The following is a 25,149-nucleotide window of genomic DNA, read 5'->3' as shown; positions in this document are numbered from 1 at the left end:
AGTAATGTTCATAGTATTGTTGGGTTTTTAAGAGTTAGGAATTGTTGTGTCTTTGCTTGAGCTTAGGGAAGTATCTTTTAAATATTTGAATCATAATAAGGATGATTCTTTAGACTCTGCAAAGGCACAAGATTCCACTTTTGCCTTGAACAATATAAGTCTTAGTATTGAAGCTGGCGAATTTGTTGGAATTATTGGACCATCTGGATCTGGTAAAACAACTCTTGCCTCTATTTTCTCTGGTGCTATTCCTCATCATTATTCTGGAGAACTTTCTGGAATCGTTAAGATTGCAGGTCAAGAAACTAAAAATCTTGCTTTAACTAATATAGCCTGCTTAATTGGATCAGTTATCCAAGATATTGATGCGCAAATGGTGGCTGCAAACGTAGAAGATGAGATTCTTTTTGGTCTAGAAAACTTTGGTGTTGCACACAATGAAATACCGAATCGAATCGATGAAGCTTTACAAATTGTTGGCATTAGTGATTTGCGCAACCGCGATTTAGACACTCTTTCTGGAGGTCAAAAGCAGAAAGTTGCGATTGCTGCTATTCTTGCGCTAAAACCTAAAGTTATGGTGTTAGATGAGCCTACGTGCGCTTTAGACCCTGTTTCTTCTAAAATGATTTTTTCGATTCTTAAAGATTTGAATAAGAATTTTGGAATAACGGTTGTTGTAATTGAGCAGAAAGTGGCGCTTTTAAGCGAGTATTGCAAGCGTTTGGTTGTGCTTTCTAATGGCACTTTATCACTGGATTTGCCTGTTGGACAAGCGCTAAAAAATATGGATTTGCTTTATTCTATTGGAATAAATTATCCGCGCACTACGCATTTGGTTAATGATTTACAGCGTGAGAGTGTTTGCTCTAAAAGCGATTTGCCTGTGTCTGTAGAAGATACAGTAAATACTATTGTTAATACGATTAATAGTGGAAATTCTTTAGTTTCACATGATGATTCACATAGTGAATGCGATGAAGATAAATGTGCGGCTGCTTTCGACTTTTCCAATGCATCGCAAAACTTAGCACAAAATTCTTCACCATGTCTTTCTTTGCAAAATGTTAGTTTTTCATATCCGAGTGGTGTTAGTGCTTTAGAAAACGTGTCTTTTGACGCTTATCCTGGGGAGCTTGTAACTCTTGTTGGAAGAAATGGTGCTGGAAAAACAACTGTTACTAAGATAATAAACGGTTTGCTTAAGCCAAGTAGTGGAAGTATTTTTATTGATGGCAAAAATACTAGCAACATGAAAATAAGCCAAATTGCTCACTATGTTTCGACTCTTTTCCAGAACCCAGATCGTCAGCTTTGTAAAGATACTATTTTAGAAGAAGTAGCGTTTAGTTGTATTCTTTTAGGTGAGTCTGTTAAAGAAGCTAATGATCATGCTATGCAAGTGATTGAAAAGCTTAATTTAGATCCTAATGCTAGCCCTTTTATGCTTTCTAGAGGTCAGCGTCAGATGGTTGCTTTGGCTGCAACTGTTGTAACTAAACCTAAGATTCTTGTGTTAGATGAGCCTACTTGCGGACTGGATTACATGGAATGCTTGAGAATTATGCAAGTTGTAGAAGACCTTAGAGACCATGGTTGTTGCGTAATAATGGTTTGTCACGATATGGAAGTGGTTCTTGATTTTGCAACGCGTTTAATCGTAGTAAACGATGGACATATTCTTGAAGACGGAAGCATAAGTCATGTGTTTGAGAATAAGAGTATTTGCGATGAAGCTGCTTTATGTGCTCCTCTTTTGTGCGCTGTATCTCAGGGCTTAGTTAAAAATGGTTTTGCTAAGTGTAAAGGATTGTATAAAAGAGATATGTTGGTTAATGCTCTTAAAAAGAGTTGCAATTTGTAAAACAAATGGGTGATTTTTATGCAAACTAAGATTCTTACTTATAATGCTGGTTCAACTTTCTTGCACAAGGCAAATCCTATTGCAAAACTTATATTAGCTATAAGCGTTGTTGTGTCTGCTTTTATAGCTCAACAATTTAGCGTTCTTGTAACTATTGCAGTATTGATTCTTGTTGCTATGGCTATGGCTGGGATTCTTAAAACTCTGTTTCCTCTTGTGCGCGCAATGCTTATTCTCGGCGTTGTAATGTTCTTTTTGCAAACGATTATTGCTCAGGGTGGAAATTATATGTTCTTGTGGTTTACATCAAGAGGAATTTCTGTTGCTGCAAGAGCATCTTTGAGACTATTCTGTTTTGCTTTGCCTCTTGTTAGTGTTCTTAGCATTACAAAATTGAACGATTTAGCTAATGCTGTTGTTCAATATCTACATGTTCCTTACTGTTATGTTTTTACTATTACTACAGCTGTGCGTTTTGTTCCTATTTTTGCGTACGAAATGTCTCAGATTACGGAAGCTCAAATGTCAAGAGGAGTTGAGTTCGATACTAAGAATCCTTTTAAAAAGATTAAGCTCATGATGCCTTTGATTGTGCCTCTTTTGGTTTTGTCTGTTCGTAAAGCCGATAGTTGTGCTTTGGCTGCGGAAGAACGTGGATTCTATTTGCGCACTCGTAAGTCATCTTATAAAAAGTACACTTTTGGATGGCGTGGGCTTGTTCTTATTGTAATATCTGCGATTATGATTGCTTTGCCTATAGTTGTATCTGTATTAGCTCCACAAATTATTTAAAATAGTCTAAACTAATCTAGAATAAGTTAAAAAATTCTAGAATCTAGGCGATTTTTGATGAATAATTTAAAGGTTTGGCTTAAAGGTGCAAGACTTTATACTCTTCCAATCGGAATAGTACCAGTTGTTATGGCGATTTCGATTTTTGCAAGATATTTATTCAGTGGCCAAATAGTTGTAAAACCTTATAATATTGAAAATTTCGTTATTCAATCACTATTGTGTATAGGTGTTGCTGCTTCTATGCAGATTTCAGTGAACTATGCGAATGATTATTGTGATGGTTTGCGCGGATTAGATGATCAAAGATCTAAGCGAGATGTAAGCGCAAAAAGCAAAGCACTATGTGATGTATCTTGGAGACTTGCTGATGCTGGTATTAAGCCAAAATCAGTTTTGTATGCTGTTTGCATATCTGCCTTAATATCATGCGTTTTTGGGTTAATCATTACTATTAGAAGCGGAATTTGGATATTTATTCTTCTTGGATTAGTTTGCCTTATGGGAGCGTGGTTTTATGCAGGAGGATCGCATCCATATGGATATAGAGGGTGGGGAGAATTTAGCGCATTTCTATTCTTTGGACCTGTTGCATTTTTAGGGACATTGTGTGCTCTTAGTTTTGGAAGTGGTTTTCCTAAAGAATCAATAACAACAGCGAGCATTCCGCAAATTGTGTTTTGCGTGTTATTGTCCATTATTCCAGGCGGATTCTCTGCTTGTCTTATGATGATTAACAATTTAAGAGATATAGAAAGCGATACAAAACACGCAAAATTTACAGCAATGTCAATTGTTGGGGAGAATATAGGGCGAATTATATTCGTTTCTGTTGTAATTATGTTTACGCTTCTTCAAAGCGTTTATGTTTTTCTTAATATATTTTTTACTAAGTTTATGGCAATAATTTGGAATGTAGCCAGATTGAATAAAAATACTTTTAGAATAAATTGCTTCTTGTTTAATCAGGGCGTGTTTATTGTTTGCTGCGTTTTGTTACTATTGATTACCTGCATGTTTATTAAAAAAGCGTATTCGCTAACATATGCGATTATGCGTGGGAATTATGCTAATGCTTTTCCAATATGCGTATCTTTAGCAATGCTTGGTGCTTTGACTTTTGTATTGTCAATATTTGCATGCTAGCTTTACCGCATTAAAAAGCGATTTATAATGTATTTTATACATGCGTACTAGTAAAATCGTATGGCAACGCGCACGGTGTGCTTTTAGTGTTTGTGCAATAAATATGCATGATGCTGGTTCACGCAATGACCGCAAAGCTGGCATGTATTAGAGTGTGCAAAATGTGTGTTAGTGGAATACATAGCGCTGTTGCCTTGTGTTTTAGGGTAAGGAAATGAGGTTGTAAAATGTCTGCTGTAACCAGCGATGAAGAGATGGGGAAGTTGCCAGTTGTGCTTACCGATGATGAGTTGCGAGATGCGGCTGAGTTGTCTAGTCCTAAAAAAGACGATGATAACAGTGAAAGCAAAAAAGAAAATGCTGAAAAAACTGTTGTAGTTGCAGAAGACGAGGCAGTGAACCGTATGGATCTTGTAGCAATGTTGGAAGATAATGGCTACAAGGTTGTAGGACAAGCAGCTAATGGAGAAGAAGCGGTTAATCTTACTCGTCAATTCCATCCAGATGTTGTTTGCATGGACGTTAAGATGCCAGTAGTAGATGGTATTCAAGCGGCTGCCACTATTTGTGACGAGAATATTGCTCCAGTCGTTATGCTCACTGCTTTTTCTCAATCTGATTTAGTTAAGAGAGCTACTGGCGCTGGTGCTATGGCTTATGTTACAAAGCCGTATGAGGAGTCAAAACTTTTGCCTGCTCTAGAAGTAGCTATGGGTAGGTTTAGTGAAATTAACGATTTATTAGATAGTGTTGAGCGTACTGAAAATAAGCTACAGGATGCGCAAGATCAGCTTCGTAAAGCAGAAGAGAAGCTTAAGAAGGCTGAAGATACTCTTGAAGAGCGTAAGCTTGTAGACAGGGCAAAAGGTTTGCTTATGGACAAAGCTGGATTCTCAGAGCAGGGTGCTTTCCGTTGGATTCAAAAAACTTCTATGGATCAGCGTATTCCAAAGAAGCGTCTTGCTTTGGCTATTATTGCTAAGTATGGTGAAGAAAAACCATCTGCAGAAGCATAAACGGTATTTCAAAGCAGTATTTAAAAACAATATTTTGTAGTTGCCATAATTGATAGTTGTGTCAATTATGGCAAATAATTTCATAAAAAATTTATTTTACGAGAACGCAGGTGGGTAGTTAAGTGAATGCCAGCATCGTTGCAAACGAGGATTCTTTGAATAATGAGGATGAAAATGGAACGTTGTTGGTGGTAGATGGCCACTCACTTGCGTTTCGTGCTTTTTACGCAATATCTGCGGATAATTTTTCAACAAAATCTGGTTTTGCAACCAATGCAATATGGGGTTTTTCAACAATGCTTTCTCAGGTTATTGAAAAAGAAAAACCAGATAAGCTTGCTGTTGCTTTTGACGTTAAAGGCGGAACTTTTAGGAATAAACTTTTGCCGCAATATAAAGGAACTCGAGAAGCTGCACCAGAAGAGCTTCTAGCTCAACTTCCTGTTATACAAGAATTGCTCAATGCATTAGGTGTTAAATATATTACAAAACAGGGTTATGAAGGCGACGATATTATTGCAACCTTAGCCACAATGGGCGCTAAAGCTAGATATAAGACTCTTGTTCTTTCTGGAGATCGTGATGCGTTCCAACTTATTGATGAATATATAAATGTTTTGTATCCAGGCAGGCATTTTAAAGATTTAAAACAAATGGATACTGATGCGATTATTGAAAAATATAATGTTGCGCCTAAGCAATATTCAGATTTAGCAGCTCTTAGAGGAGAAACTTCCGATAATATTCCAGGTGTTCCTGGAGTAGGCGATGGTTATGCAGCAAAGTGGATTAATCAATTCGGTGGATTAGAAGGCATTATAGAACACGCGGATCAGGTGACTGGCAAAAAAGGTGAGTCTTTGCGAGAGAGCATAGATCAGATTCGTCTAAATAAGAAAGTAAATACTCTTGTTAAAGATTTAGATCTTGGTGTTAGTATTAATGATCTTGAATTTGGAAATGTTGATGCCGCGTCGGTTGGCGAATTGTTTGAAAGACTCGAATTTGGTACTCGCAGTAGAAGGAAGATTTTAAAAGAATTTACGCGTGGAAGCAAAGAGCTTTTAGAAGAGAACATTAAGATGATGATTTCTGCTGGAAGCACTCATGCTGGCAGTGATGTTAGTTCTACAGAGTCTGATAATTCAGATGATTTAGAGGATTTCAAAACTATAGTAGATAAAATAAATATTCATAAAATTTATTCAGAATCTGATTTAGATAATTGGATTAATCTCGTTTCACCATGTATTGAGAAAAGTGAGTCAAATGAATCGTCAGAATTAGTTAAAGAGAATACGGAATATAAATCTAAAGCAACCGTAGATTTGTTTGAATTACTTGAGTCTCAAGAAAAACCTTCTTTAAATCTTATAAGAAATGATTTAGAGTGTGCAAAAACTATTAAAGATCACAAAGAACTAGTTATATATGCATTGCAAAAACCAAATAATAGCAGTCAGTTTGGTATTTATGCAGATGTGCTAGTAATGCTATCGCAAAATAATGCTGCAATTGTGTATTCTGATGTTCTTAATGAGGATTCTAGCGAAGATTGTAATAAAATCTGCCACAAGCTAAAAGATTTCATAAAAATGTATGAATCTTCAATTGTTTTGCATGACTACAAAAAACATATAGCTCTTCTTAAATCGCTGAAAATTGTAGATAATAATTACTCTTTTAATCCATTACTTGACACTCGTTTAGCATCTTATTTGATAGAACCAGATTTTCGCAATGAAAATATTGAAGATATGGCGGAACACGTTCTAAATATTCATGTAGAAAATGAAAAATCTAATGAAGAGCCTGCACAAGGAGAGCTTGATTTTGTTTTAGAAGATAGTGATAATCCTGAAGAGTTAAATCAAGAAGAGGATAAGCGTAAAAAGCAAGAAAAGCGTATTTTGGAAACTGCTATAACAATAAGATTGTTGGCAAAGCAATATGCTATAAAACTAGATGAACGTAAACAAACAGGCTTAATGGTCGATGTAGAAATGCCTGTTTCTAGGGTCTTAAGAGGCATGGAAGATGCAGGTGCTGCCGTAGATATGAACAGGCTCGTATCTATGAGAGATAATTTTGCGGCAGAAGCTCAATTTGCCCAAAAAATGGCTTTGGATGTAGCAAACAAGCCGATAAATTTGCAAAGTCCTAAGCAGCTTCAACAATTGCTGTTTGAGGATATGGGTTTAAAGCCTACAAGAAGAACGAAAAGTGGATCTTATACTACTAATGCAGAAGCATTGCAAGAATTATATGCAAAAATTGATCCAGATGAAAAAGCTAGTCAATTCTTGGGGGCTTTGCTAAAACATCGTGAGACAAACAAGTTAAAGCAGATTGTACAGAGTCTTATTGATTCTGCAAGATATGAAGATGGCAGGATTCATACCACTTTTGAACAAACTATTGCAGCTACTGGGCGTTTAAGTTCTTCGGACCCAAATTTGCAAAATATACCGAATAGGAATGTGGTTGGTAGGGAAATTAGAGCTGCTTTTATTCCAGGAAACCAATACGATCAGCTTATGAGTTGTGATTATTCTCAAGTAGAGCTTAGAATTATGGCTCATGCCTCTGCAGATGAAACACTTATTAAAGCTTTTAAGTCTGGTGTTGATTTTCATAAGTTTGTAGCAAGCTTGGTTTATAAGATTCCAGTTGAACAAGTTAGCTCAGATCAGAGATCGCATGTTAAAGCAATGAGTTACGGATTGGCATATGGGCTGAGTACTTATGGTTTAGCAAAACAGCTTTCTATTAGTCCTGCTGCTGCAGAAGTCCTTAAAGAAAAGTATTTCAATACTTTTGGTGGCGTGCATGACTATTTGGAGTCTTTAGTAGATAAAGCTAGAAAGCTTGGATATACTCAAACGATGTTTGGTCGTAGAAGGTATTTTCCTAAGCTAAATTCCACGAATAGGGCATCTCGTGAGGCTGCAGAGCGAGCAGCTTTAAATGCTCCTATTCAAGGAAGTGCTGCAGATATTATGAAGCTTGCAATGATTCAAGTAGATAAGGATTTGCGAGAAGCTAAAGTAAAAAGTCGTGTGATTTTGCAAATACACGATGAACTTGTTCTCGAAATAGCACATGGCGAAGCAGATATTGTAGAAAATATTGTTAAAAACGCTATGGAACATACTGTTGAGCTAGACGTTCCGCTTAATGTGTCTACTGGATTGGGAGCTGACTGGCAGCTTGCTGCTCACTGATTTTATTTGTGAGAATTATTGTAAAGCCAATGTAGGTTTATTGTAGGTTTATTGTAAAGGTGTAGAATATGGCAACTTTAGTTGATGTTGTTAGGGTTTTAGAAGACTTATATCCTCTAAATCTTGCTGAATCTTGGGATAATCCTGGACTAATTGTTGGAAATCCTATGGATAATGTGAATAAGATAGTTTGTTTATCTGATCCAACTTTAGAAGCTGTTGAAGAATCGTGCAAAATGGGTGCTAATTTGATTGTTTCTCATCATCCTTTATTCTTTAGGTCAGTTCATGAAGTTTCTGGTTTTTCTGTTCGAGGAAAAATAGTTCAGACGCTTATTGAAAATCGTTGTGGCTTGTGGGTTGGTCACACTAATGCGGATGCGGCTTTTAGGGGAGTGGCGGATGCTGCAGCTAATGCTTTTGGTCTTAAAGATTTGCATCCTCTTGTTCCAGCAAGTAATAATGACCTTTCTCTTGGTCTTGGTAGAGTTGGAGTGCTTGAGCAAAAAATCACGCTTAAAGAGTTTGCTATACGCGTTTTTAACGCTTTGCCTACTACTAATCTAGGCGTTCAAGTGTGTGGAGATATTAATGCTATGGTTAGCAAAATAGCTGTTCTTCCAGGTTCAGGTGATTCTTTATTTGATGAAGTTCGCGCTTGCGGAGCAGATGTGTATGTAACAAGTGATTTAAGGCATCATCCTGCAACGGACGCGTATGAGCAAGCTATTTATGAATCGCAACTAACGCACTCTAATATTATTAAGCCTATGCTTATAAACACTCCTCATAGTGCCATTGAGTCGTTGTGGTTTAAGTATGCTGTGCAAGATGTTCATGATTCTATATACAAGAATTTTGGTGAATCGTTGGATGTTTCTTGGATTGGTAGAGCTTTCGACCCTTGGAATTATGTGATTAATTAGAGTGATCGATCAGCGCGATTAGCGGATATGAATATGAAAAAACAGAAAAGTCTTGCCGATTTCTCAGCAAGACTTCATTCCGTGTCCGGAGCGGGACTTGAACCCGCACGCCTGTACAAATAGGCACTAGCACCTCAAGCTAGCGCGTCTACCATTCCGCCACCCGGACGGGTGTTTTAGACAACAGATAGAACTATAACATCTTTTTTAACTCTTTGCTTCGGCGTGTTGAAAATTAATCTATTTTTGTCATAATTTTGTTAATTTCATCCTTATTTTGATGATTAATAGGCTTGTTTGGGTCAAAATCGACAATTATTACTGGAATATTTTGTACTTCACCGCTTGAATCCACTATAGAATGTTGTGGATTTTGATTGTTATTACGTTTTGGATAGTCCAATCTTGTGAATGCTCCACGAGATTCATGTCTTGCAAGTGATGCTTGCAGAACCGATTTTGCAAGCGTAATCATGTTTTGTAATTCCCAAATAGCAATTAGCTCTTGATTAAAAACAAGATTTTGTGAATGTAAAATAAGAATTTTAGCTTGCGGAATAATAATCGTATCGATTTTTTGCAAAGCATCTTTAAGGGTATTTTCACTGCACCTAACCGCTGCAGCATTTTCCATAATATTTTCTAGTTTTTCTAGTAGATTATATGGGTTTGTTGTGTTGCTAGATGTACTTGTATTTTGAATAAGACCGATTATCTCTTGTACACGATTTTCTGATAATTTGTCTAGATTTTCAAAAGTATTAGGAGTGCTATCGTACACATTTTTTGATGTATCTGCTGTATGTTCCTCGTGTTTTTCCTGACTTTTCTCCTGACTTTGTTCTTTTAATTCTTTTGCAATAGACTTACCAGCTAGTTTTCCGAACAGGCATGCATCAAGAAGAGAGTTTCCGCCAAGGCGATTGGCTCCATGTACTCCCGAGCATGCGCATTCTCCTGCGGCATATAATCCTATTATTCTCTGTTTTTTATTATTAACCAGTTTATAAACTTGCCCGTTAAGTGATATGGGTATTCCCCCCATCGTGTAATGCGCTGTAGGTCTAATAGGTATAAGATCTTTTGATGGATTAAGATGAGCGTATTTTTCAATAGTTTCTACAACCTGTGGAAGAGCTTCTAGCATATGTTGCTTTTCTATACGAGTCATATCTAGCCATACGCAATCTTTTCTATCAATGTTGCTAGTAGTATCTTCAACGCCTCTTAAAGCATCTATTTCTGATACAATCGACCTGCTTACTACATCTCTTGGAGCTAAATCCGCATGCGTGTCGTCGTAGTTTTTCATAAATGCTTCATTCTTGCAATTCCTAAGAACGCCGCCTTCTCCTCGAGCTGCTTCCGAAAGCAATATTCCAGTATGAGCTAGACCAGTCGGATGGAATTGTATGAACTCTATGTCTTCTAGTTGCAATCCTGCGTTTAGTGCTAAAGACATTCCGTCCCCAGTTAAATCCCAGGAATTAGATGTTGTTGAAAATAGTCTTCCAGCTCCGCCAGTTGCTATAAGAACATTTCTTGCACATATTTTTTCTACTTTTCCACTTTTTTCGTTTAGTGCGATTATGCCCTCTACGCTATTGGATTTGTGGTTTATAGCAAGATCTGTTACATAAACATCTTCTTCGATTTTAATATTTTCCTCTATGCATTTTTGCCATAGACTGTATAGAATTTGGTGTCCAATTCTGTCTGCAGCGTACGCAGCTCGTCTAATTGGCTGCTGGCCGAAGTCGGCAGTATGCCCACCAAAAAATCTTTGATTAATATGACCATCTTCTGTTCTAGAAAAGGCAACTCCAAAGTGTTCTAGTTCAATAACTGTATCTCTAGCTTCTTTTGCTAGCATTTTTGCTGCGTCTTGATCGCTTAGCCAGTCTCCACCGTGAACTGTGTCGTAATAGTGCCATTGCCAGCAATCTTTTTCTATGTTTCCTAATGATGCTGCGATTCCGCCTTCGGCAGAACCTGTATGAGACCTTAACGCTTGAAGCTTGCAAATCACTAATATTTTAGGCTGTTTTCCTTGAGATTTTAGCGTTTTATATTCTTCAGATTTCACTAATCCCAGTGCTGCAGAAAGTCCTGCTGCTCCTGCGCCGATAATCACAACATCGTATGATGATTGCTCTACTTGTATTTGTACAGTTTTTTCTTTAACTGTAGTAGTATTTTCTTTTTGCTGACTCAAGTTTGACTGCATAACATTTATTTTCTCATATTTTCTGCTTTTTATTTAAGATTTTTCCTATTTAAACTAAAAACACCATTTTGGTTTTTGACTATTCCATTTAATTCAAGAATTGCTATTTCTCCAGAAATCTTAGATATTGAAAAATCATTATTTGAGTTTGTATGAAGCATGATTGCGTGTATATTGTCAATGTTTGCGCATATTTTTTTGCTCTTACACTCTTGAATTGCTTTCAATATAATTCTTTGAAAATCATTACACGTATTTGGAATAATATTGTTATTGCTTAAAGAGTGTGGCAAATAATGGTGTGAATTAGGGTAGATACTATCTATATCATTTTGTGAACATATCATCATAGCTTTCCCATCGTGAATAAGCATATTGCATCCAGCGTTACTCGGTGATGTTACATCTCCTGGAACAGAATAAATCTCGCGATTTAAGCTATTTGCCCAGTTTGCTGTGTTTAAAGCTCCAGATCGTAATCGTGCTTGAGATACTATTACCTTGCTGGCAATAGCCGCAATAAGGCGATTTCTGAGTAAGAATCTACGTGCAACAGGAGTAGTGTCTGGGCATAATTCGCTAATACATGCTCCGCCGCTAGAAAGAATCGCATCAAAAAGTTGAGCATTGCTTGAAGGTCCCATTTTGTTCAAACCTCCAGCAAAAACAACAATTGTCTTGCCAACAGGATTAACATTTGCTGCATGAGAGTCTAAAGCATCCAAGGTTCCCCAATGAGCTGCAGCGTCAATACCATAAGCTCCGCCAGAAATAACTGTGTGCCCCTTTTTAGCGCACGATTTAGCGAATGTAAAGCTAAGCTCGTATCCGTAGTCATTGCAACCTCTAGAGCCAACAATTGCAAGTGGTTGCTTACATTGAATAAGTGCGTTTGGATCTCCAATTCCCCACAAACACAATGGGGGAGCTACTTGGCATTGTGTTGCTAAATCTTGTAGCTGTTTTGGCCAATATTTACTGTTTGGTGAAATAATCCATTGCGTTCCGTTAGAACTAAACCATCTTTTAAGTTGATTTGAATCCCAAGAAGGCAATTGTTTTAGTCTTAAACACCATTTTTTAATGGATTTGTGTAATATATCAAAATTGTTAATAGCAATTTTATTGTCAGCATTATTGCTTCCCCATATTTTAAGACCTTTTAGAAAATATTCTTCTAAAACAGAAACCTTCGAGTGATTTTTTATAATATTAAGAATTTTTCCATCATTTTCTAAATCATTTAAATTCGATTTAGTCTGATTTTCTAAAGATACGTCTATGTAAAAATCATCTTGACAGCAGCTATTTTGCAGATCTAACTCTAGTTGCTTGTTTTTTGTTTTACCAATAGATTCACTTATAGATTCGCAAATAAGGTGAAGTGTTTCCACAATACTGCCAGCGTTTACTGACCCTATTACAAGCGTGTACATTATTGCGTCTGCGCCATCAATACAAAATGTGAGTATTGCGCGCGATAAAGTATCGTCATCTATTCTGTAAGTATTGTTATTGCCATTTATGCTACTAATACTGTTCATATTCTGGTCCTTAAACTAATTGCCTGAGCCATGTCAGTTAAATCTGGAGAAGTGTGCCCATAAAGATCAGCCAAAGTCCATGCAAGCCTTAAAGCTCGATCTGCTCCGCGTAAACTCAACTTGTGGTTTTCAAGTGATTTATTAATCAACTCAATAGCGTATTTAGATGTGTATTTTCTAAGCCACGTTCCAGACGCTTGAGCGTTACAACTCCAGCCGAGTTTTCTAAAACGATTTTGAGCAACCAGCCTTGCGTTTTTTACGTTTTCTCGCATCATTGCACTAGTTAGAATTTTTTCTGACATTTGACTAGATCCATGTTCTAATTGCGCTTTTGAAGTAATAATTTTTTCTACAGGTGGAACATCCATTTGAATATCAATCCTGTCTAGAATTGGTCCAGAAAGTCTAGAAAAATAACGTATTCGTTCCTTCTCTTTGCATGTACATCGTTCGCCATTGCCATATGCGTATCCACATGGGCATGGATTTGCTGCGATAACAAGTTGGAATTTAGCAGGATATAATGTTGTTCCTTTAGATCTAGAAACAGCTATATGACCAGATTCCAATGGTTCTCTAAGAGTTTGCAAAACTCTTGGTGAGAATTCTGGAGCTTCATCCATAAACAAAACTCCACAATGCGCACGAGTTATTATTCCAGGCTTGGCTAGACCTGCGCCTCCTCCTATAAGAGATGCTGCAGAAGATGTATGATGAGGTGCCTCAAAAGGCGGAACATCTGTTATTCCATAGTAGGGTAGTGTTCCGCAAAGTGACCTAATAGATGCCACTTCAAGCTGTTCTTGCTCGTTTAGTGGACACATGATGCTTGGCATTCTAGATGCCAGCATAGTTTTACCAGATCCTGGAGGTCCAATCATCATAACGTGGTGTCCGCCAGCTGCCGCTACTTGCAATGCCCACTTTGTGTGTTCTTGCCCTAATACTTCCGACATATCACCGATTTCTCCTAGCGGATTGGCGCTTTTTATTGGATCAACATTATCCGTATTATTCATGTTTGAAGTCGTATTATCGTTAAGCGCTGATTTGGAATAGAGTCTTGTATTATCGATTTCTTTAATATGAAGATGATCATAAGGGTTAATTGCTTTTAATGCTCGTTCTCTGTTCTTTTCGGCAATTGGTCTAGCCTTGTTTTCTAATTTCCCGTTTAGTTCGTCTACCAAATCTAAAATGTGTTTAATCCCAATTACTTCAATTCCATTTATCAGCTTGGCTTCTGAAAGATTTTCGTAGGGAATAATCATTTTTGTAATATTTTTTTGCTTGGCATATAAACAAATTGGTAGCATGCCTTGAATTGGTAGAACTGACCCATCTAAGTTAAGTTCTCCTAAAATAATCGTATTTTCTAGCTCGTTAAGTGGAATAATTCCTCTAGCACTAAGTATGCTTGCTGCAATTGCAAGATCGTAAGATGCTCCACTTTTTGGCATAGACGCAGGTGAAAGATTCACTGTTAATCTTGTTTCTGGCCATTCGCAGCGTAAAGACGTATATGCTGATTTAACTCGTTCTCTCGCCTCGCTTAAAGAGGTGTCAGGAAGACCAATAATAGAGAATCCTGGCAATCCACTAGATATGAATGCCTGCAATTGTATTGTAAAGGCTTTCAAACCCAGTAATCCTACAGATAATGCGTTTCCAATAACCATTAGAATGCTCCTAAAATGTGACGTAGTTGAATATTTTTATCTTTTGAAATTAGTATTGATACAACGTCGAATCGTATTTTTCTGTGTTTAAAAAAGTTATGCTCGTCTAACCACTTAAATCCAGCTTTATGTGTTTTTAAGCATTTTTCGTTTGTTACCGCTTCTAGTGGAGTTCCAAATCTTACGCTTCGTCTCGTTTTTACTTCTATGAATACAATTCTTCCAAACGGATCCATCATCACAACATCAAGCTCTCCAAAACGACTATGCCAATTTCTGTCCAATAGAATCCAATTTTTAAGAATTAGTTTTAGAGATGCGTATTCTTCTCCAAGATTTCCTATTGTTTTATTAGGGATTGAAAAATCGCATAGTTCTACTTCAATTTCTGCTATGCGATTTAAAATTTCTTCTTTTAATCCCACGTCATCCGTGTAATATTCGTTTTGCTTATATGTCATGTTGCTATTTCATCAACACTAAAAACGAATTACCAGATTTTTTAATCAATGTGGTTAAAGGATGCTTTTGGCGTGTTGCGTTGGTTTTAAAGGAGAATTAGCACATAAATATAATTCATATTTTTTTTTTATTATGCGTTAATTGTGATTATTTTTGAATCTTTTTCATCTTTTATAAAGAATCGCCTACAGTATTAATGAAAACTATATAAATATATGCAATACTTGAATTATGCAAATTAGACCAGGTTCTATGTATCCGCTTGGAGCTACCTACGACGGTGCAGGCGTGAACTTCGCATTGTTCTCTGAGGTGGCAAAGCATGTTGAGCTATGCTTGTTCGACGAGCAGGACAATGAGACTCGCATCGATATGACCGAGCAGAATTCTTACGTTTGGCATACCTACATATCTGGAATACAGCCAGGGCAGAGATACGGTTATCGTGTGCATGGACCGTATGATCCAAATCATGGATTATGGTGTAATCCAAACAAACTTCTTTTGGACCCTTATGCAAAGGCAATAGAAGGCAATATTGACGGTGACGAAAGCCTATTTTCGTATTGGTTTGCTAATCCAGATGATTTAGCCGCAATGAACACTTTGGATTCTGCAGATCACACTATGAAAGCAGCTGTTATTAACCCATATTTTGATTGGGGTAACGACCAGCATCCAATGATTCCGTACCACGATAGCGTGATTTACGAGGCTCATGTTAGAGGAATGACGAATTTAAATCGTAATGTTCCTCCAGAAATTCGTGGAACATACGCAGGTTTAGCTCATCCAAGTGTAATATCTTACTTAAAAAAGCTTGGTATTACTGCTATTGAGCTTATGCCTATCCACCAGTTTGTAAATGATTCTTTCTTGCAAAATAAGGGATTAAGCAATTATTGGGGATATAACACCATTGGATTCTTTGCTCCTCAGAATTCGTACTCGAGTTCTGGACAACGCGGCGAGCAAGTTAACGAATTCAAGGCAATGGTTAAGGCGTACCATGCTGCAGGAATGGAAGTTATTCTAGACGTTGTTTACAACCATACCGCTGAAGGAAACGATAGAGGTCCAACCTTAAGCTTCCGCGGAATCGACAATCGCGCATACTATCGTCTTGTAGATAACGATCAGAGACATTATTTCGATACTACTGGTACTGGAAATTCGCTTCTTATGCGTTCTCCTAAAGCGTTGCGACTAATCACAGACAGCTTGCGCTATTGGGTAACTGAAATGCACGTAGACGGATTCCGATTTGACTTGGCAGCAACGCTTGCTCGTCAATTCCAAGAAGTAGATAAGCTTTCTGCATTCTTCGACATTATTGAGCAGGATCCTATTATTTCTAGCGTAAAGCTTATTGCAGAGCCTTGGGATATTGGCGTAGGAGGATATCAAGTTGGAGGATTCCCTCCAAGCTGGTCCGAGTGGAATGGTCGCTACCGTGATTGTGTACGCGATTTTTGGCGCTCGCAGCCTTCGACTTTGCCTGAATTTGCAAGCCGACTTATGGGAAGCTCGGATTTGTATGAGCAAAATGGACGTAAGCCTGTAGCTTCTGTGAACTTTATTACCGCTCACGATGGTTTTACTATGAACGATTTGGTGAGCTATAACGAAAAGCATAATGAAGCGAATAAAGAAGGCAATAACGACGGTGCTAACGATAATCGTTCGTGGAATTGTGGAGTAGAAGGTCCTACTAATATTCACGATGTTAACGAACTTCGTCAACGTCAAATGCGAAACCTGTTCTCAACTTTGTTGATGAGCCAGGGCATTCCTATGATTTGCGCTGGTGACGAGATTATGCGTACTCAAAATGGAAACAACAACGCATATTGCCAAGATAATACTATTTCTTGGATTAATTGGGATTTTAATTCCACACAAAAAGATATGTTTGATTTTGTTTCTAAGCTTATTCATTTAAGACTAGATCATCCTGTTCTTCACAGGCGTAGATTCTTTACTGGTCGAGAACCAGGGGATGATGTTTCAGAGATTCCACAAGTAGAATGGTTTGATCATACTGGTTCTGTTATGGATATGGAGGCATGGAGTAATACTCATGCTCTTTCGGTAATGATTTATTTGAATGGTTCAGATATTCCAGAAACCGATTGGTATGGAAGCAGAATGGTAGATAATGACTTCCTTCTTATTTTCAATGCGCATTATGAGCCTATAACATTTACTTTGCCAGATAAGAATTATGGTGAAAAGTGGACTCTTGTTGTGGACACTCATAATCCAAAAGGACCGCAATTGCATTATGAATCAGGATTCAATATTGTTGCTCAATCGCGAAGTTTCCTTCTGCTTATGAGCGAAAATCAAGAAGAAAATAATCTAGCATAAAAATATTCATATATAAAACTAATTTTCATATATAAAACTAATTGAGGCTTAGATTCTAAAAACTAGATTCTAAGCCTCAACTTTTTTATTGATTAATCTATATCATATTGAATATTGTTTTTAGAATGTTCATTTATTTTAATTTGCAAACGGTCGCTTTGCATTGCAGCGACCTGTCTTGAAAATACTATTATCCATCCTAAAAAGAGTAAACAAGATAATGCTTCTACATTAGTTAATGTGTTATGACCCTGCACCCATTGGTTTCCAACCCATGCGGTAAGGACTACTGCTAAATCTGAAGCTACGTAGAATGTTTTAGAAAGTCTAGGAGCAAGCCAAGGAAGGCAAATAAGCATAGTGCAAATAAGACCAGTAACACCTCTTGCACATAAATCATGTATAACTGGGTGAGGAGTGTATCTAAATGTTCCTATGCCAATAAACGCAATTCCCCCCAAAATTAGTAATGTAGCCATAATGGTGGTTCTAGTTTTAAAGTGTTTTGTAATATTAGTGTCTTTATGTTGCAAAATTTCTTTCTGAGTGGCAACGAACTCTGTTATAGCAAAGTAGCTTGTAATAATAATGCATATTCCAGATAAAATCAGCGTAGCATTAAACATGCTTGCAGCAAATGTTGTTTTATCTCCTAGTTGAGAGAAGTTATTGTTGTACCAATACGGGTCGTCGGATGTCAATCCAGCTGTTGCTGCACCAGAAATCACAAATAGTGGTAGCAGTGATGCAACGGTTTTCGCCTCTAAGAGTTCCGCTTGAACCAGAGTTGCGTATCCAACAATTCCACTTAAAGCACAACAAAGTACAGGAAGATAACTGTTTACTGCGCTTCTTCCAATAATGCTATTGATTATAGAAAGCAGAGCGAAAGACATAAGCAGCATTGTTGCGCCATAAATCGTAGATAATGCGATTATTTCAAAAGCATGTTTTGCAATTTGTAGCCAATTCTTTTTAAGTATTTCTTTGTGTGTTCTTAAATATCCGACTACAAAAGTACACATGCTGCAAATAGCCACTATTCCAGATGCTACCGTAAATAATCGTTGCGTAACTTGCCAAATCGCTGGCATAGTTTTCATGTATACAGACATTACGACTATGCTGAATATTGCACAAGCTAAAAAAGCTATTAATCCAGCCGCTTCTGCACGCTGAAAACGCCCCATGCTAACCTCTAAAATCTATCGCCTATTTTCAATGCTATTTATATTCTATCGCGCGTGTTGCAAATTTGCGTTTGTCTGCGATGTGCGCTATTGTAGTTGATTGTGCTTGGAGCTGGTAGTCAGCTTGGAAGCCTCGGGGTGTAGCGCAGTTTGGTAGCGCGCCTGCTTTGGGAGCAGGATGTCGCAGGTTCGAATCCTGTCACCCCGACTTTTTTGTATTCGCTTGTATTTGCTTGTTTTTGTGTAATTTTTAATCAAACTGTGTACGTAGTTGTGTACTTATATAAATGTGCTTATACAAAATTGCGTATTTGCATTTTCAACACTTACTATACAAAAAAGTACTCTATGTGTATTCTTGAAAAGGTGAGTTTTTGATGCATTATTTGCGTTGGATTCTTACATTGTGATTATAAATATTTGACTCGGGAGCCGTTTTTGGCTGAGAGGAAGCGAAAGCTTCGACCGATTGAACGTGTGCTAAGTAATGTTAGCAACGGATGTCGCTCTTTCCCCGTGCCCAAATCTTTTAATATTGAAGAAAGGCACTTATTATGACTAATGTTTCAATTGAACATTCTAATCGCTGGCGTATTCTTGATATCGTCATAGCTGCTATTATCGCTGTTGCATCTGGCGTATTATTCTGGGCTTGGGATATTGTGTGCGCAGCTCCTACTAATCTTTTTGCAAGCCTATTGCCTGGTGCTGAAGGTTTATCTAATGGTTTTTGGCTTTTTGCTGGACCTTTAGCTGCAATAATCGTGCGTAAGCCTGGTGCTGCATTGTTTGCTGAAACTCTTGCTGCTTTTGTGGAACTTATGTTAGGAAATCAATGGGGTGTTGGCGGATCGTTAATCGTCGGCATTATTCAAGGTGTTGGCGCTGAACTTGCATTCATTTTCTTTATGTATAAAACATGGAATTTGCTTTCCACTGCAATATCTGGATCGTTAGCAGGCGTAGCTTGCTTTATTTATAATTGGGTTAGCGGCGGTCAAGGCTGGAGTACTCAGTATATTGTTGCAAATCTAATTACTTCTATTATTTCTGGTCTTATTGTTGCAGGCGTTGTAGTGTGGTTTGTTCAAAAGGCATTAGCTGCAACGGGCGTGCTTGATCGTTTTGAATCAGGCCGTCCTCAAGCATTAGTGTGAGTTATATCTAAATACTCATTGCAGCTTGTAAACTATCGTGTTTTGTGTAAAAAGTACAAAACACGGTAGTTTACTCGTATGATGCTTATATTTCGTATTTGTTTTACTTTATATTTTTGAAATTGTGTTATGCAATTTTTATATTTTAGATTTTGCTATGCAATGAAAGTTTGTTTGTATGCAATTTGTGAATAAAACTGAATGGACTCCAGCTAGCGTAGTTGCTAAAAACTGGGGTTGGAGACACGCTACTCGCAAAGATTTTGTGTTGAGGAATGTAAATATTGATATTAAGCCTGGTGAACATGTGTTGCTTTTAGGTGCTTCTGGCGCTGGGAAAAGCACATTTATGGCTGGTTTAGCAGGTGTTTTAGGCGATGAAACAGAAGGTATGGAAGAAGGTAGCCTTCTAATCGGTGGTGTTCATGCTAGAGATGCTCGCGGAAAAGTTGGACTTGTTATGCAAGATCCAGATTCACAAATCATTCTTGAAAGAGTAGGCGACGATGTAGCTTTTGGAAGTGAGAATCTTGGAGTTAACAGCGAAGAGACTTGGAATCGCGTAAAGCTTTCGCTAAAAGCTGTTGGTTTAGACAATATTACTCAAGGAAGTCAGGGTCTTAGACGCTCAACACAATCTTTATCTGGAGGCCAAAGGCAACGTCTTGCTTTAGCAGGAGTGCTTGCAATGCATCCTGGATTGCTGCTTTTAGATGAGCCTACAGCTAATCTTGATCCTGAAGGTGTTCAGCAAGTGCATGATGCTGTAGCGAATATTCTTAAAAAAACAGGTTCTACAATGATTGTAGTTGAACATCATATTGATGTGTGGCTGGATTTGATTGATAGAGTTATTGTTATTGGAAAAAACGAAAATAATAATGATTCAAATGTAGGATGCGTTATTGCAGACGGTAAGCCTGAGGATGTTTTTGAAAAGTATGGCGATATGCTTGCAAAAGGTGGTGCTTGGGTTCCAGGAAGAACAGTTAAATCTTTTGCTCCTAAACATTGCGATGATGAGATCAAAGACGAGATCAAAGATACGGAAGAATCTGTAGCGCTCTATACTAATGATTGCTCTTTTGGAAGAACTTTACCCCTAGCTGAACATGTTAATGTAGCTTTTCGTTTTGGTGAAGTAACGGCTTTAATGGGACCTAATGGTGCTGGTAAAACTACGCTAGCGTTAACGCTTGCAGGCTTGTTAAAACCAATTGCTGGCAGTGTGTGCATGATGGAAAAGTATGTGCCAAAACGACGTAAAAATAATCTTTTTACTTGGAAAAGTCAAGAATTGCTAGGGCGAGTTGGCATGGTGTTTCAGGAGCCAGAACATCAATTCATAACATCTTCTGTAAGAGACGAAGTTGCTGTAGGGCCTAAAAAGCAAGGAAAAAGCGAAAAGGAATCTTACGATATTGTCGATAGCATGCTTGAACGTATGGATTTGAAGCGTTTTGCTCTTGCTAATCCTTATACATTATCTGGAGGAGAAAAACGTAGACTTTCTGTAGCTACGCTTTTAGCTGCTGCTCCACGTGTTGTTATTATGGATGAGCCTACTTTTGGGCAAGATTTTAAAACTTGGACAGCAATGGTGAAACTTATTGCGCAAATCCGCGATAGTGGCTCAGCGGTGATTGTGGTTACTCACGATGATGAGCTTGTAAAGTCTTTAGAGGCAAGAGTAATAAGAGTTGAGTACGAAAAAATCGTAGAGTCCGCTCATAACTATAGCGAAGGGAATGAGTAGAAGTGAATAAAACTAGTAGTGCAGAAGAATCGTCTAGTATTCAAGTTAAAGACTTTGAAAATTTATTAAAAGTTTCGCATATTGATGTAACAGCGTCTTCTAAACGTTTAGAAAGTGAACGACTAGTTTCGCCTTCTTGGTTTATTCGTAAGCTCAATCCAATAAGTCGTTTTATTGGAGCGCTACTACTTTGCTTGCCTATGTTCGTTACATTAGATATTGTTTCATCTTCTATTGCATTCGGTTTAGACGTACTGTTATTTGCAATTGCTGGAGTAACTCCTTGGTATGTTTTACGCCATACTTGGCCAGTTTGGATTGCTGCTTCGGGTAGTTTTATATCGGTGCTTTTATATGGTCAAAGTTCTGGAGATGATATATTTAAGTTTGGCTGGATGCATATAAGTCAAGGATCATTGTATTTGGCAATTTGTACCTTTGTTCGTGTTGCATCTGTAGCAGTTCCAGGCGTTATATTAGCTATTGGATTAGATCCAACTGATTTAGCAGATGGTTTAGTGCAGATTTTGCATTTTTCTCCACGATTTGTGTACGGAGCATTAGCTGGATTGAGAATGTTTAGTCTATTACAAAATGATTGGCGTGCTTTTGGTTTAGCTCGCAGGTCTCGTGGTATATCGGATGGTAAAGCCTTACAGCGCATGCTTTCGCAATCTTTTGGCTTGCTTGTGTTATCTATTCGCAGAGGCACTAAGCTTGCTACAGCTATGGAAGCTAGGGCTTTTGGAAGTAGTATTAAACGCGTTCCAGCACGAAAATCGAAGTTAACAGCATACGATTGTATATTTTATGTAATTTGCATTGCTGTTCCTACTATTGCTTTATATGCTTCAATACAAACAGGATATTGGCATAATGCGTTTATTCATATGTAAAGCATTGTGAAAATTACAATGCGTACATATTTATAGATAGTATTCATAATATGAGCGGAATAATGAATTCTTATAGTTATGATGATGTTTGGAAAGCTCCATCATGCAATACTCCTTTGAATGCAACAGTGAATATTCCTGGAAGCAAGTCGTTATCTAATCGATATTTGATTTTAGCTGCTCTTGGTAAAAAGCCAGTTGTTCTAAAGGGATTGTTGCGATCAAGAGATACGGAACTTATGATTAACGCGCTAAGCGTATTTGGAGTTAAATGCGATTCGCTAAGCCGAGACGGCACAACAGTTTGTGTTATTCCGCCCAAAAATGGCGTTTTTAGCGTAGATGATTGTGCGGTTGTTAATTGTGGCTTGGCTGGAACAGTTATGCGTTTTGTAACAGCTTTAGCGCTGTTTGCAAATAATTGTGTGAAATTTGATGGAGATGAGCAAGCGTATGCTCGTCCAATGAAGCCTGTTCTAGATGGATTGGAACAGTTGGGCGCAAAAATCGTATATCACGGAAAAGTCGGTTTCTTACCATTTAGCGTTATTCCGCCTAAAAATCTTGAATCATATGGTATAAATGACGCTCAAAATTCTTGCAATAATCGCGTTATTCGTATCGACTCTTCGTCGTCGTCTCAATTTATATCCGCACTTCTGCTAATTGCATCTCGCGTTCCAGGAGGGCTACAAATCGAGCATATTGGAAGCAAATTGCCTAGTATGCCGCATATTCAAATGACAATGGAAGATGTGCGCAAAGCTGGCGGAGCGGTAGATATGCCAGAAAGCGGAGTATGGCATGTTAAAGAGCATGATTTGACTTTGCCAGATGAAGTTGTTGTAGAACCAGATCTTTCTAATGCAGCGCCTTTTATTGGAGCCGCGTTGATTGCTGGAGGATGCGTTAAAATCCCTAATTGGCCTCTTAAGACGACTCAGCCTGGGGGATTGTTGCCTGGGATTCTTGAGCAAATGGGCGCAAAAATTGTTTTTGAGCATTCTAGATCATATTCTTCAACATTGTGCGTAACTGGTAGCGGAAAAATTCGTGCTATTAAGTCGCTTGATTTGGCTGCTGCTGGCGAGGTTGCGCCAAGTATTGCTGCGATTCTTGCGTTTGCAGACAGTGTAAGCGAGTTACGCGGTATTGCGCATCTAAGAGGCCACGAAACAAACCGCTTGAGTGCAATAGTTACGGAACTAAATCGCGTTGGAATAGGCGCAGAAGAGCTAGATGATGGAATTCGTATTATTCCTAGCAAAAATATGCATGGGGAAGTGATGGAGACTTATGCGGATCATCGCATGGCAACTTTTGCGGCAATGTTAGGGCTTCGTATATCTAATATAAGCGTAAAAAATATTGCCACTACGCGCAAAACGCTTCCTGATTTTCCAACAATGTGGAATAACATGCTTAAAGAGTGAGCCTAAATAGTGAGCTTAAATAATATGCTTAAATAACAAATAATCCCGAGTTTTTTTTAACCCGGGATTATTTATGTGTTACGTTTTTACGTTACGTTGTTTTACACTACGATTTAGCGTTCAAACTTGTTGCCGTAAGAATCGACTCCATCTTCTGCAATTTGTGCAGACTTTCGAGCGATTGCCAACTCTTCGTTAGTTGGGATTACAGCAATAATCACAGAGCTATCTGGAGTGGAAATAATGCGTGGCTCCTTAGAACGAACCAAGTTCTTCTCTTCATCGAGCTTAACGCCGAATGGAGCAAGCTTTTCGCACACAAGAGCGCGAACAATCTCGTCGTTTTCGCCAACGCCAGCGGTGAATGTGATTACGTCCACGCCGCCCATTTGAGCAGTGTAGTTGCCAATATAGCCAACAATGCGGTGAACGTACACGCCGAGAGCAAGCTTAGCGTCTTCGTCGCCTTCTGCAATTAGCTTGTGAATGTCTCGCAAATCGCCGTGGCCAGTCATACCCATCATGCCAGAACGCTTGTTGAAGAGCGTATCAAGCTCGTCTACGTTCATGTGAGCGTTGCGAATAAGGTGGAACACTACAGCTGGGTCAATATCTCCAGTGCGGCCGCCCATCATTAAACCTTCGAGAGGCGTTAAGCCCATAGAAGTTTCAACTGGCTTGCCAGAAATCTGAGCGGAAGCAGAAGCGCCATTGCCAATGTGCAAAACAATCTGCTTTAAGCCTTCTGCAGGCTTTCCAACAACGCTTGGAACTACAGAGCCAATGTATTCGTGGGAAGTGCCGTGAGCGCCATAGCGACGAATGTGGTACTGGTTTGCAATATCTTTGTTTAATGCGTAAGTTGCAGCAACTTGTGGCAAATCGTGGAAGAACGAAGAATCGAACACCATAATTTGTGGAACATCTGGCAAAAGTTCAGTCATGACTTCAGCGCCAACAGCCTCAGGACCGTTGTGAAGTGGAGCCAAAACAGCCAAATCCTTCACCTTATTAATGGTCTTTTTGTTTACTAATGCAGGCTTAGGGAATGTTAAGCCACCCTGAACAACGCGGTGTCCAACAGCTACGATTCCAGACTTGGAAAGATTTGGACCATATTCCTCGAAGAAGCCGAGTACGCGCTTTAAGCCTTGCTCGTGATCATGCACTGGCTCGTCAAACTCATGCTTTTCGCCATTGAATACGTGCTTGTAGTGTCCGTCAACTGGCTCGCCAATTTTTTCTACAATACCAGATGCAATACCTTCGCCGCTTTCCAAATCGACGAGCTGGTATTTAATCGAACTAGAACCAGAATTGATAACAAGAACGGTTTTTGCCATGAGGGAATCCTCCATAAAGTGTTGATAAGGCTAGTAAATTGCCACGTTTAAGTGTACAGGTAAGTTCCTACAATGAGTAGGTTTTATTAGTCAGAATCTCTGCAGGAACTTACCTATTTAT

Annotated in this window: 16 protein-coding genes, 2 tRNA genes and 2 pseudogenes; 12 read left to right on the top strand and 8 right to left on the bottom strand. The window is 38.4% G+C overall.

Annotated features, from left to right (window positions below):
* Positions 1–46 precede the first annotated feature (46 nt).
* The 6 genes from P0106_RS00360 to P0106_RS00335 all read left to right on the top strand — a co-directional run bounded on the left by P0106_RS00360 (position 47) and on the right by P0106_RS00335 (position 8,968).
* A complete protein-coding gene (locus P0106_RS00360; RefSeq protein WP_004112503.1) occupies positions 47–1,864 on the top strand; it encodes an ABC transporter ATP-binding protein in 1,818 nt (605 codons plus the stop codon).
* Positions 1,865–1,882: 18 nt separating this feature from the next.
* The gene (locus P0106_RS00355) at positions 1,883–2,656 is read left to right on the top strand and encodes an energy-coupling factor transporter transmembrane component T family protein (protein ID WP_473730303.1); all 774 of its coding nucleotides are present in this window, start codon (positions 1,883–1,885) and stop codon (positions 2,654–2,656) included.
* 57 nt (positions 2,657–2,713) lie between these two features.
* Positions 2,714–3,802 carry a 1,4-dihydroxy-2-naphthoate octaprenyltransferase gene (menA, locus tag P0106_RS00350; RefSeq protein WP_101890139.1) on the top strand — a complete coding sequence of 363 codons (1,089 nt, stop codon included), beginning with the start codon at positions 2,714–2,716 and terminating at the stop codon, positions 3,800–3,802.
* Between the two features lie 227 nt (positions 3,803–4,029).
* The gene (locus tag P0106_RS00345) at positions 4,030–4,818 is read left to right on the top strand and encodes an ANTAR domain-containing response regulator (protein WP_103013114.1); all 789 of its coding nucleotides are present in this window, start codon (positions 4,030–4,032) and stop codon (positions 4,816–4,818) included.
* Positions 4,819–4,940: 122 nt separating this feature from the next.
* The gene (gene polA, locus P0106_RS00340) at positions 4,941–8,042 is read left to right on the top strand and encodes a DNA polymerase I (protein ID WP_473730302.1); all 3,102 of its coding nucleotides are present in this window, start codon (positions 4,941–4,943) and stop codon (positions 8,040–8,042) included.
* Between the two features lie 68 nt (positions 8,043–8,110).
* Positions 8,111–8,968, top strand: coding sequence for a Nif3-like dinuclear metal center hexameric protein (locus tag P0106_RS00335; RefSeq protein WP_410313885.1), 858 nt, complete (start codon positions 8,111–8,113; stop codon positions 8,966–8,968).
* Between the two features lie 82 nt (positions 8,969–9,050).
* On the opposite strand, the gene P0106_RS00330 is transcribed toward P0106_RS00335, so the two are convergent.
* The 6 genes and pseudogenes from P0106_RS00330 to P0106_RS00305 all read right to left on the bottom strand — a co-directional run bounded on the left by P0106_RS00330 (position 9,051) and on the right by P0106_RS00305 (position 14,882).
* Positions 9,051–9,137: transfer RNA gene (locus tag P0106_RS00330), tRNA-Leu, on the bottom strand.
* 66 nt (positions 9,138–9,203) lie between these two features.
* On the bottom strand, positions 9,204–11,195 hold the full coding sequence (locus P0106_RS00325; RefSeq protein ID WP_473730301.1) for an FAD-binding protein: 1,992 nt from the start codon (positions 11,193–11,195) through the stop codon (positions 9,204–9,206).
* A 29-nt stretch (positions 11,196–11,224) separates the two neighbouring features.
* Positions 11,225–12,739, bottom strand: a complete 1,515-nt coding sequence (gene dprA / locus P0106_RS00320; RefSeq protein ID WP_464401462.1) for a DNA-processing protein DprA — start codon at positions 12,737–12,739, stop codon at positions 11,225–11,227.
* A pseudogene (locus P0106_RS00315) lies at positions 12,736–13,716 on the bottom strand (YifB family Mg chelatase-like AAA ATPase); the annotation flags it as partial. The gene dprA and the pseudogene P0106_RS00315, both read right to left, overlap by 4 nt.
* 188 nt (positions 13,717–13,904) lie before the next feature.
* Positions 13,905–14,421 (bottom strand): annotated as a pseudogene (locus P0106_RS00310) (magnesium chelatase domain-containing protein); the annotation flags it as partial.
* Positions 14,421–14,882 (bottom strand): YraN family protein, encoded by a 462-nt coding sequence (locus P0106_RS00305; protein ID WP_020760171.1) that lies wholly within the window; start codon positions 14,880–14,882, stop codon positions 14,421–14,423. The pseudogene P0106_RS00310 and the gene P0106_RS00305, both read right to left, overlap by 1 nt.
* Before the next feature lie 232 nt (positions 14,883–15,114).
* On the opposite strand from P0106_RS00305, the gene glgX reads away from it, so the two are divergent.
* Entirely contained in the window at positions 15,115–17,253 is a 2,139-nt protein-coding gene (glgX, locus tag P0106_RS00300) for a glycogen debranching protein GlgX (RefSeq protein ID WP_415682107.1), read from the top strand.
* A gap of 92 nt (positions 17,254–17,345) precedes the next feature.
* Here the strand turns inward: glgX and P0106_RS00295 are convergent, their stop codons facing one another.
* Entirely contained in the window at positions 17,346–18,443 is a 1,098-nt protein-coding gene (locus P0106_RS00295) for a DUF998 domain-containing protein (RefSeq protein WP_101887863.1), read from the bottom strand.
* A 134-nt stretch (positions 18,444–18,577) separates the two neighbouring features.
* Here P0106_RS00295 and P0106_RS00290 point away from each other — a divergent pair.
* The 5 genes from P0106_RS00290 (at position 18,578) to aroA (ending at position 23,685) form a co-directional block, all read left to right on the top strand.
* A tRNA-Pro gene (locus tag P0106_RS00290) sits at positions 18,578–18,651 on the top strand.
* 346 nt (positions 18,652–18,997) lie between these two features.
* Positions 18,998–19,600: an ECF transporter S component gene (locus P0106_RS00285; RefSeq protein ID WP_116772935.1), complete on the top strand. Its 603-nt coding sequence runs from the start codon at positions 18,998–19,000 to the stop codon at positions 19,598–19,600.
* Positions 19,601–19,778: 178 nt separating this feature from the next.
* On the top strand, positions 19,779–21,356 hold the full coding sequence (locus P0106_RS00280; RefSeq protein WP_116772934.1) for an ABC transporter ATP-binding protein: 1,578 nt from the start codon (positions 19,779–19,781) through the stop codon (positions 21,354–21,356).
* 2 nt (positions 21,357–21,358) lie between these two features.
* Positions 21,359–22,252 carry an energy-coupling factor transporter transmembrane component T family protein gene (locus tag P0106_RS00275; protein WP_473730300.1) on the top strand — a complete coding sequence of 298 codons (894 nt, stop codon included), beginning with the start codon at positions 21,359–21,361 and terminating at the stop codon, positions 22,250–22,252.
* Positions 22,253–22,314: 62 nt separating this feature from the next.
* Positions 22,315–23,685: a 3-phosphoshikimate 1-carboxyvinyltransferase gene (gene aroA / locus P0106_RS00270; RefSeq protein ID WP_473730345.1), complete on the top strand. Its 1,371-nt coding sequence runs from the start codon at positions 22,315–22,317 to the stop codon at positions 23,683–23,685.
* A gap of 113 nt (positions 23,686–23,798) precedes the next feature.
* On the opposite strand, the gene P0106_RS00265 is transcribed toward aroA, so the two are convergent.
* Positions 23,799–25,028, bottom strand: a complete 1,230-nt coding sequence (locus P0106_RS00265; protein WP_009994803.1) for an acetate/propionate family kinase — start codon at positions 25,026–25,028, stop codon at positions 23,799–23,801.
* Between the last annotated feature and the right edge of the window lie 121 nt (positions 25,029–25,149).

It is taken from the genome of Gardnerella sp. c11Ua_71 (genome assembly GCF_055818025.1).
Note: the sequence above shows the minus strand (reverse complement) of the source record. Positions and strands in the feature narration are given on the sequence as shown.

Coding starts and splice junctions, on each gene's coding strand:
- P0106_RS00355 (WP_473730303.1), top strand. CDS start 1,883: ATGCAAACTAAGATTCTTACTTATAATGCTGGTTCAACTTTCTTGCAC.
- menA (WP_101890139.1), top strand. CDS start 2,714: ATGAATAATTTAAAGGTTTGGCTTAAAGGTGCAAGACTTTATACTCTT.
- P0106_RS00345 (WP_103013114.1), top strand. CDS start 4,030: ATGTCTGCTGTAACCAGCGATGAAGAGATGGGGAAGTTGCCAGTTGTG.
- P0106_RS00335 (WP_410313885.1), top strand. CDS start 8,111: ATGGCAACTTTAGTTGATGTTGTTAGGGTTTTAGAAGACTTATATCCT.
- P0106_RS00325 (WP_473730301.1), bottom strand. CDS start 11,195: ATGCAGTCAAACTTGAGTCAGCAAAAAGAAAATACTACTACAGTTAAA.
- dprA (WP_464401462.1), bottom strand. CDS start 12,739: ATGAACAGTATTAGTAGCATAAATGGCAATAACAATACTTACAGAATA.
- P0106_RS00305 (WP_020760171.1), bottom strand. CDS start 14,882: ATGACATATAAGCAAAACGAATATTACACGGATGACGTGGGATTAAAA.
- glgX (WP_415682107.1), top strand. CDS start 15,115: ATGCAAATTAGACCAGGTTCTATGTATCCGCTTGGAGCTACCTACGAC.
- P0106_RS00295 (WP_101887863.1), bottom strand. CDS start 18,443: ATGGGGCGTTTTCAGCGTGCAGAAGCGGCTGGATTAATAGCTTTTTTA.
- P0106_RS00285 (WP_116772935.1), top strand. CDS start 18,998: ATGACTAATGTTTCAATTGAACATTCTAATCGCTGGCGTATTCTTGAT.
- P0106_RS00280 (WP_116772934.1), top strand. CDS start 19,779: ATGCAATTTGTGAATAAAACTGAATGGACTCCAGCTAGCGTAGTTGCT.
- aroA (WP_473730345.1), top strand. CDS start 22,315: ATGAATTCTTATAGTTATGATGATGTTTGGAAAGCTCCATCATGCAAT.
- P0106_RS00265 (WP_009994803.1), bottom strand. CDS start 25,028: ATGGCAAAAACCGTTCTTGTTATCAATTCTGGTTCTAGTTCGATTAAA.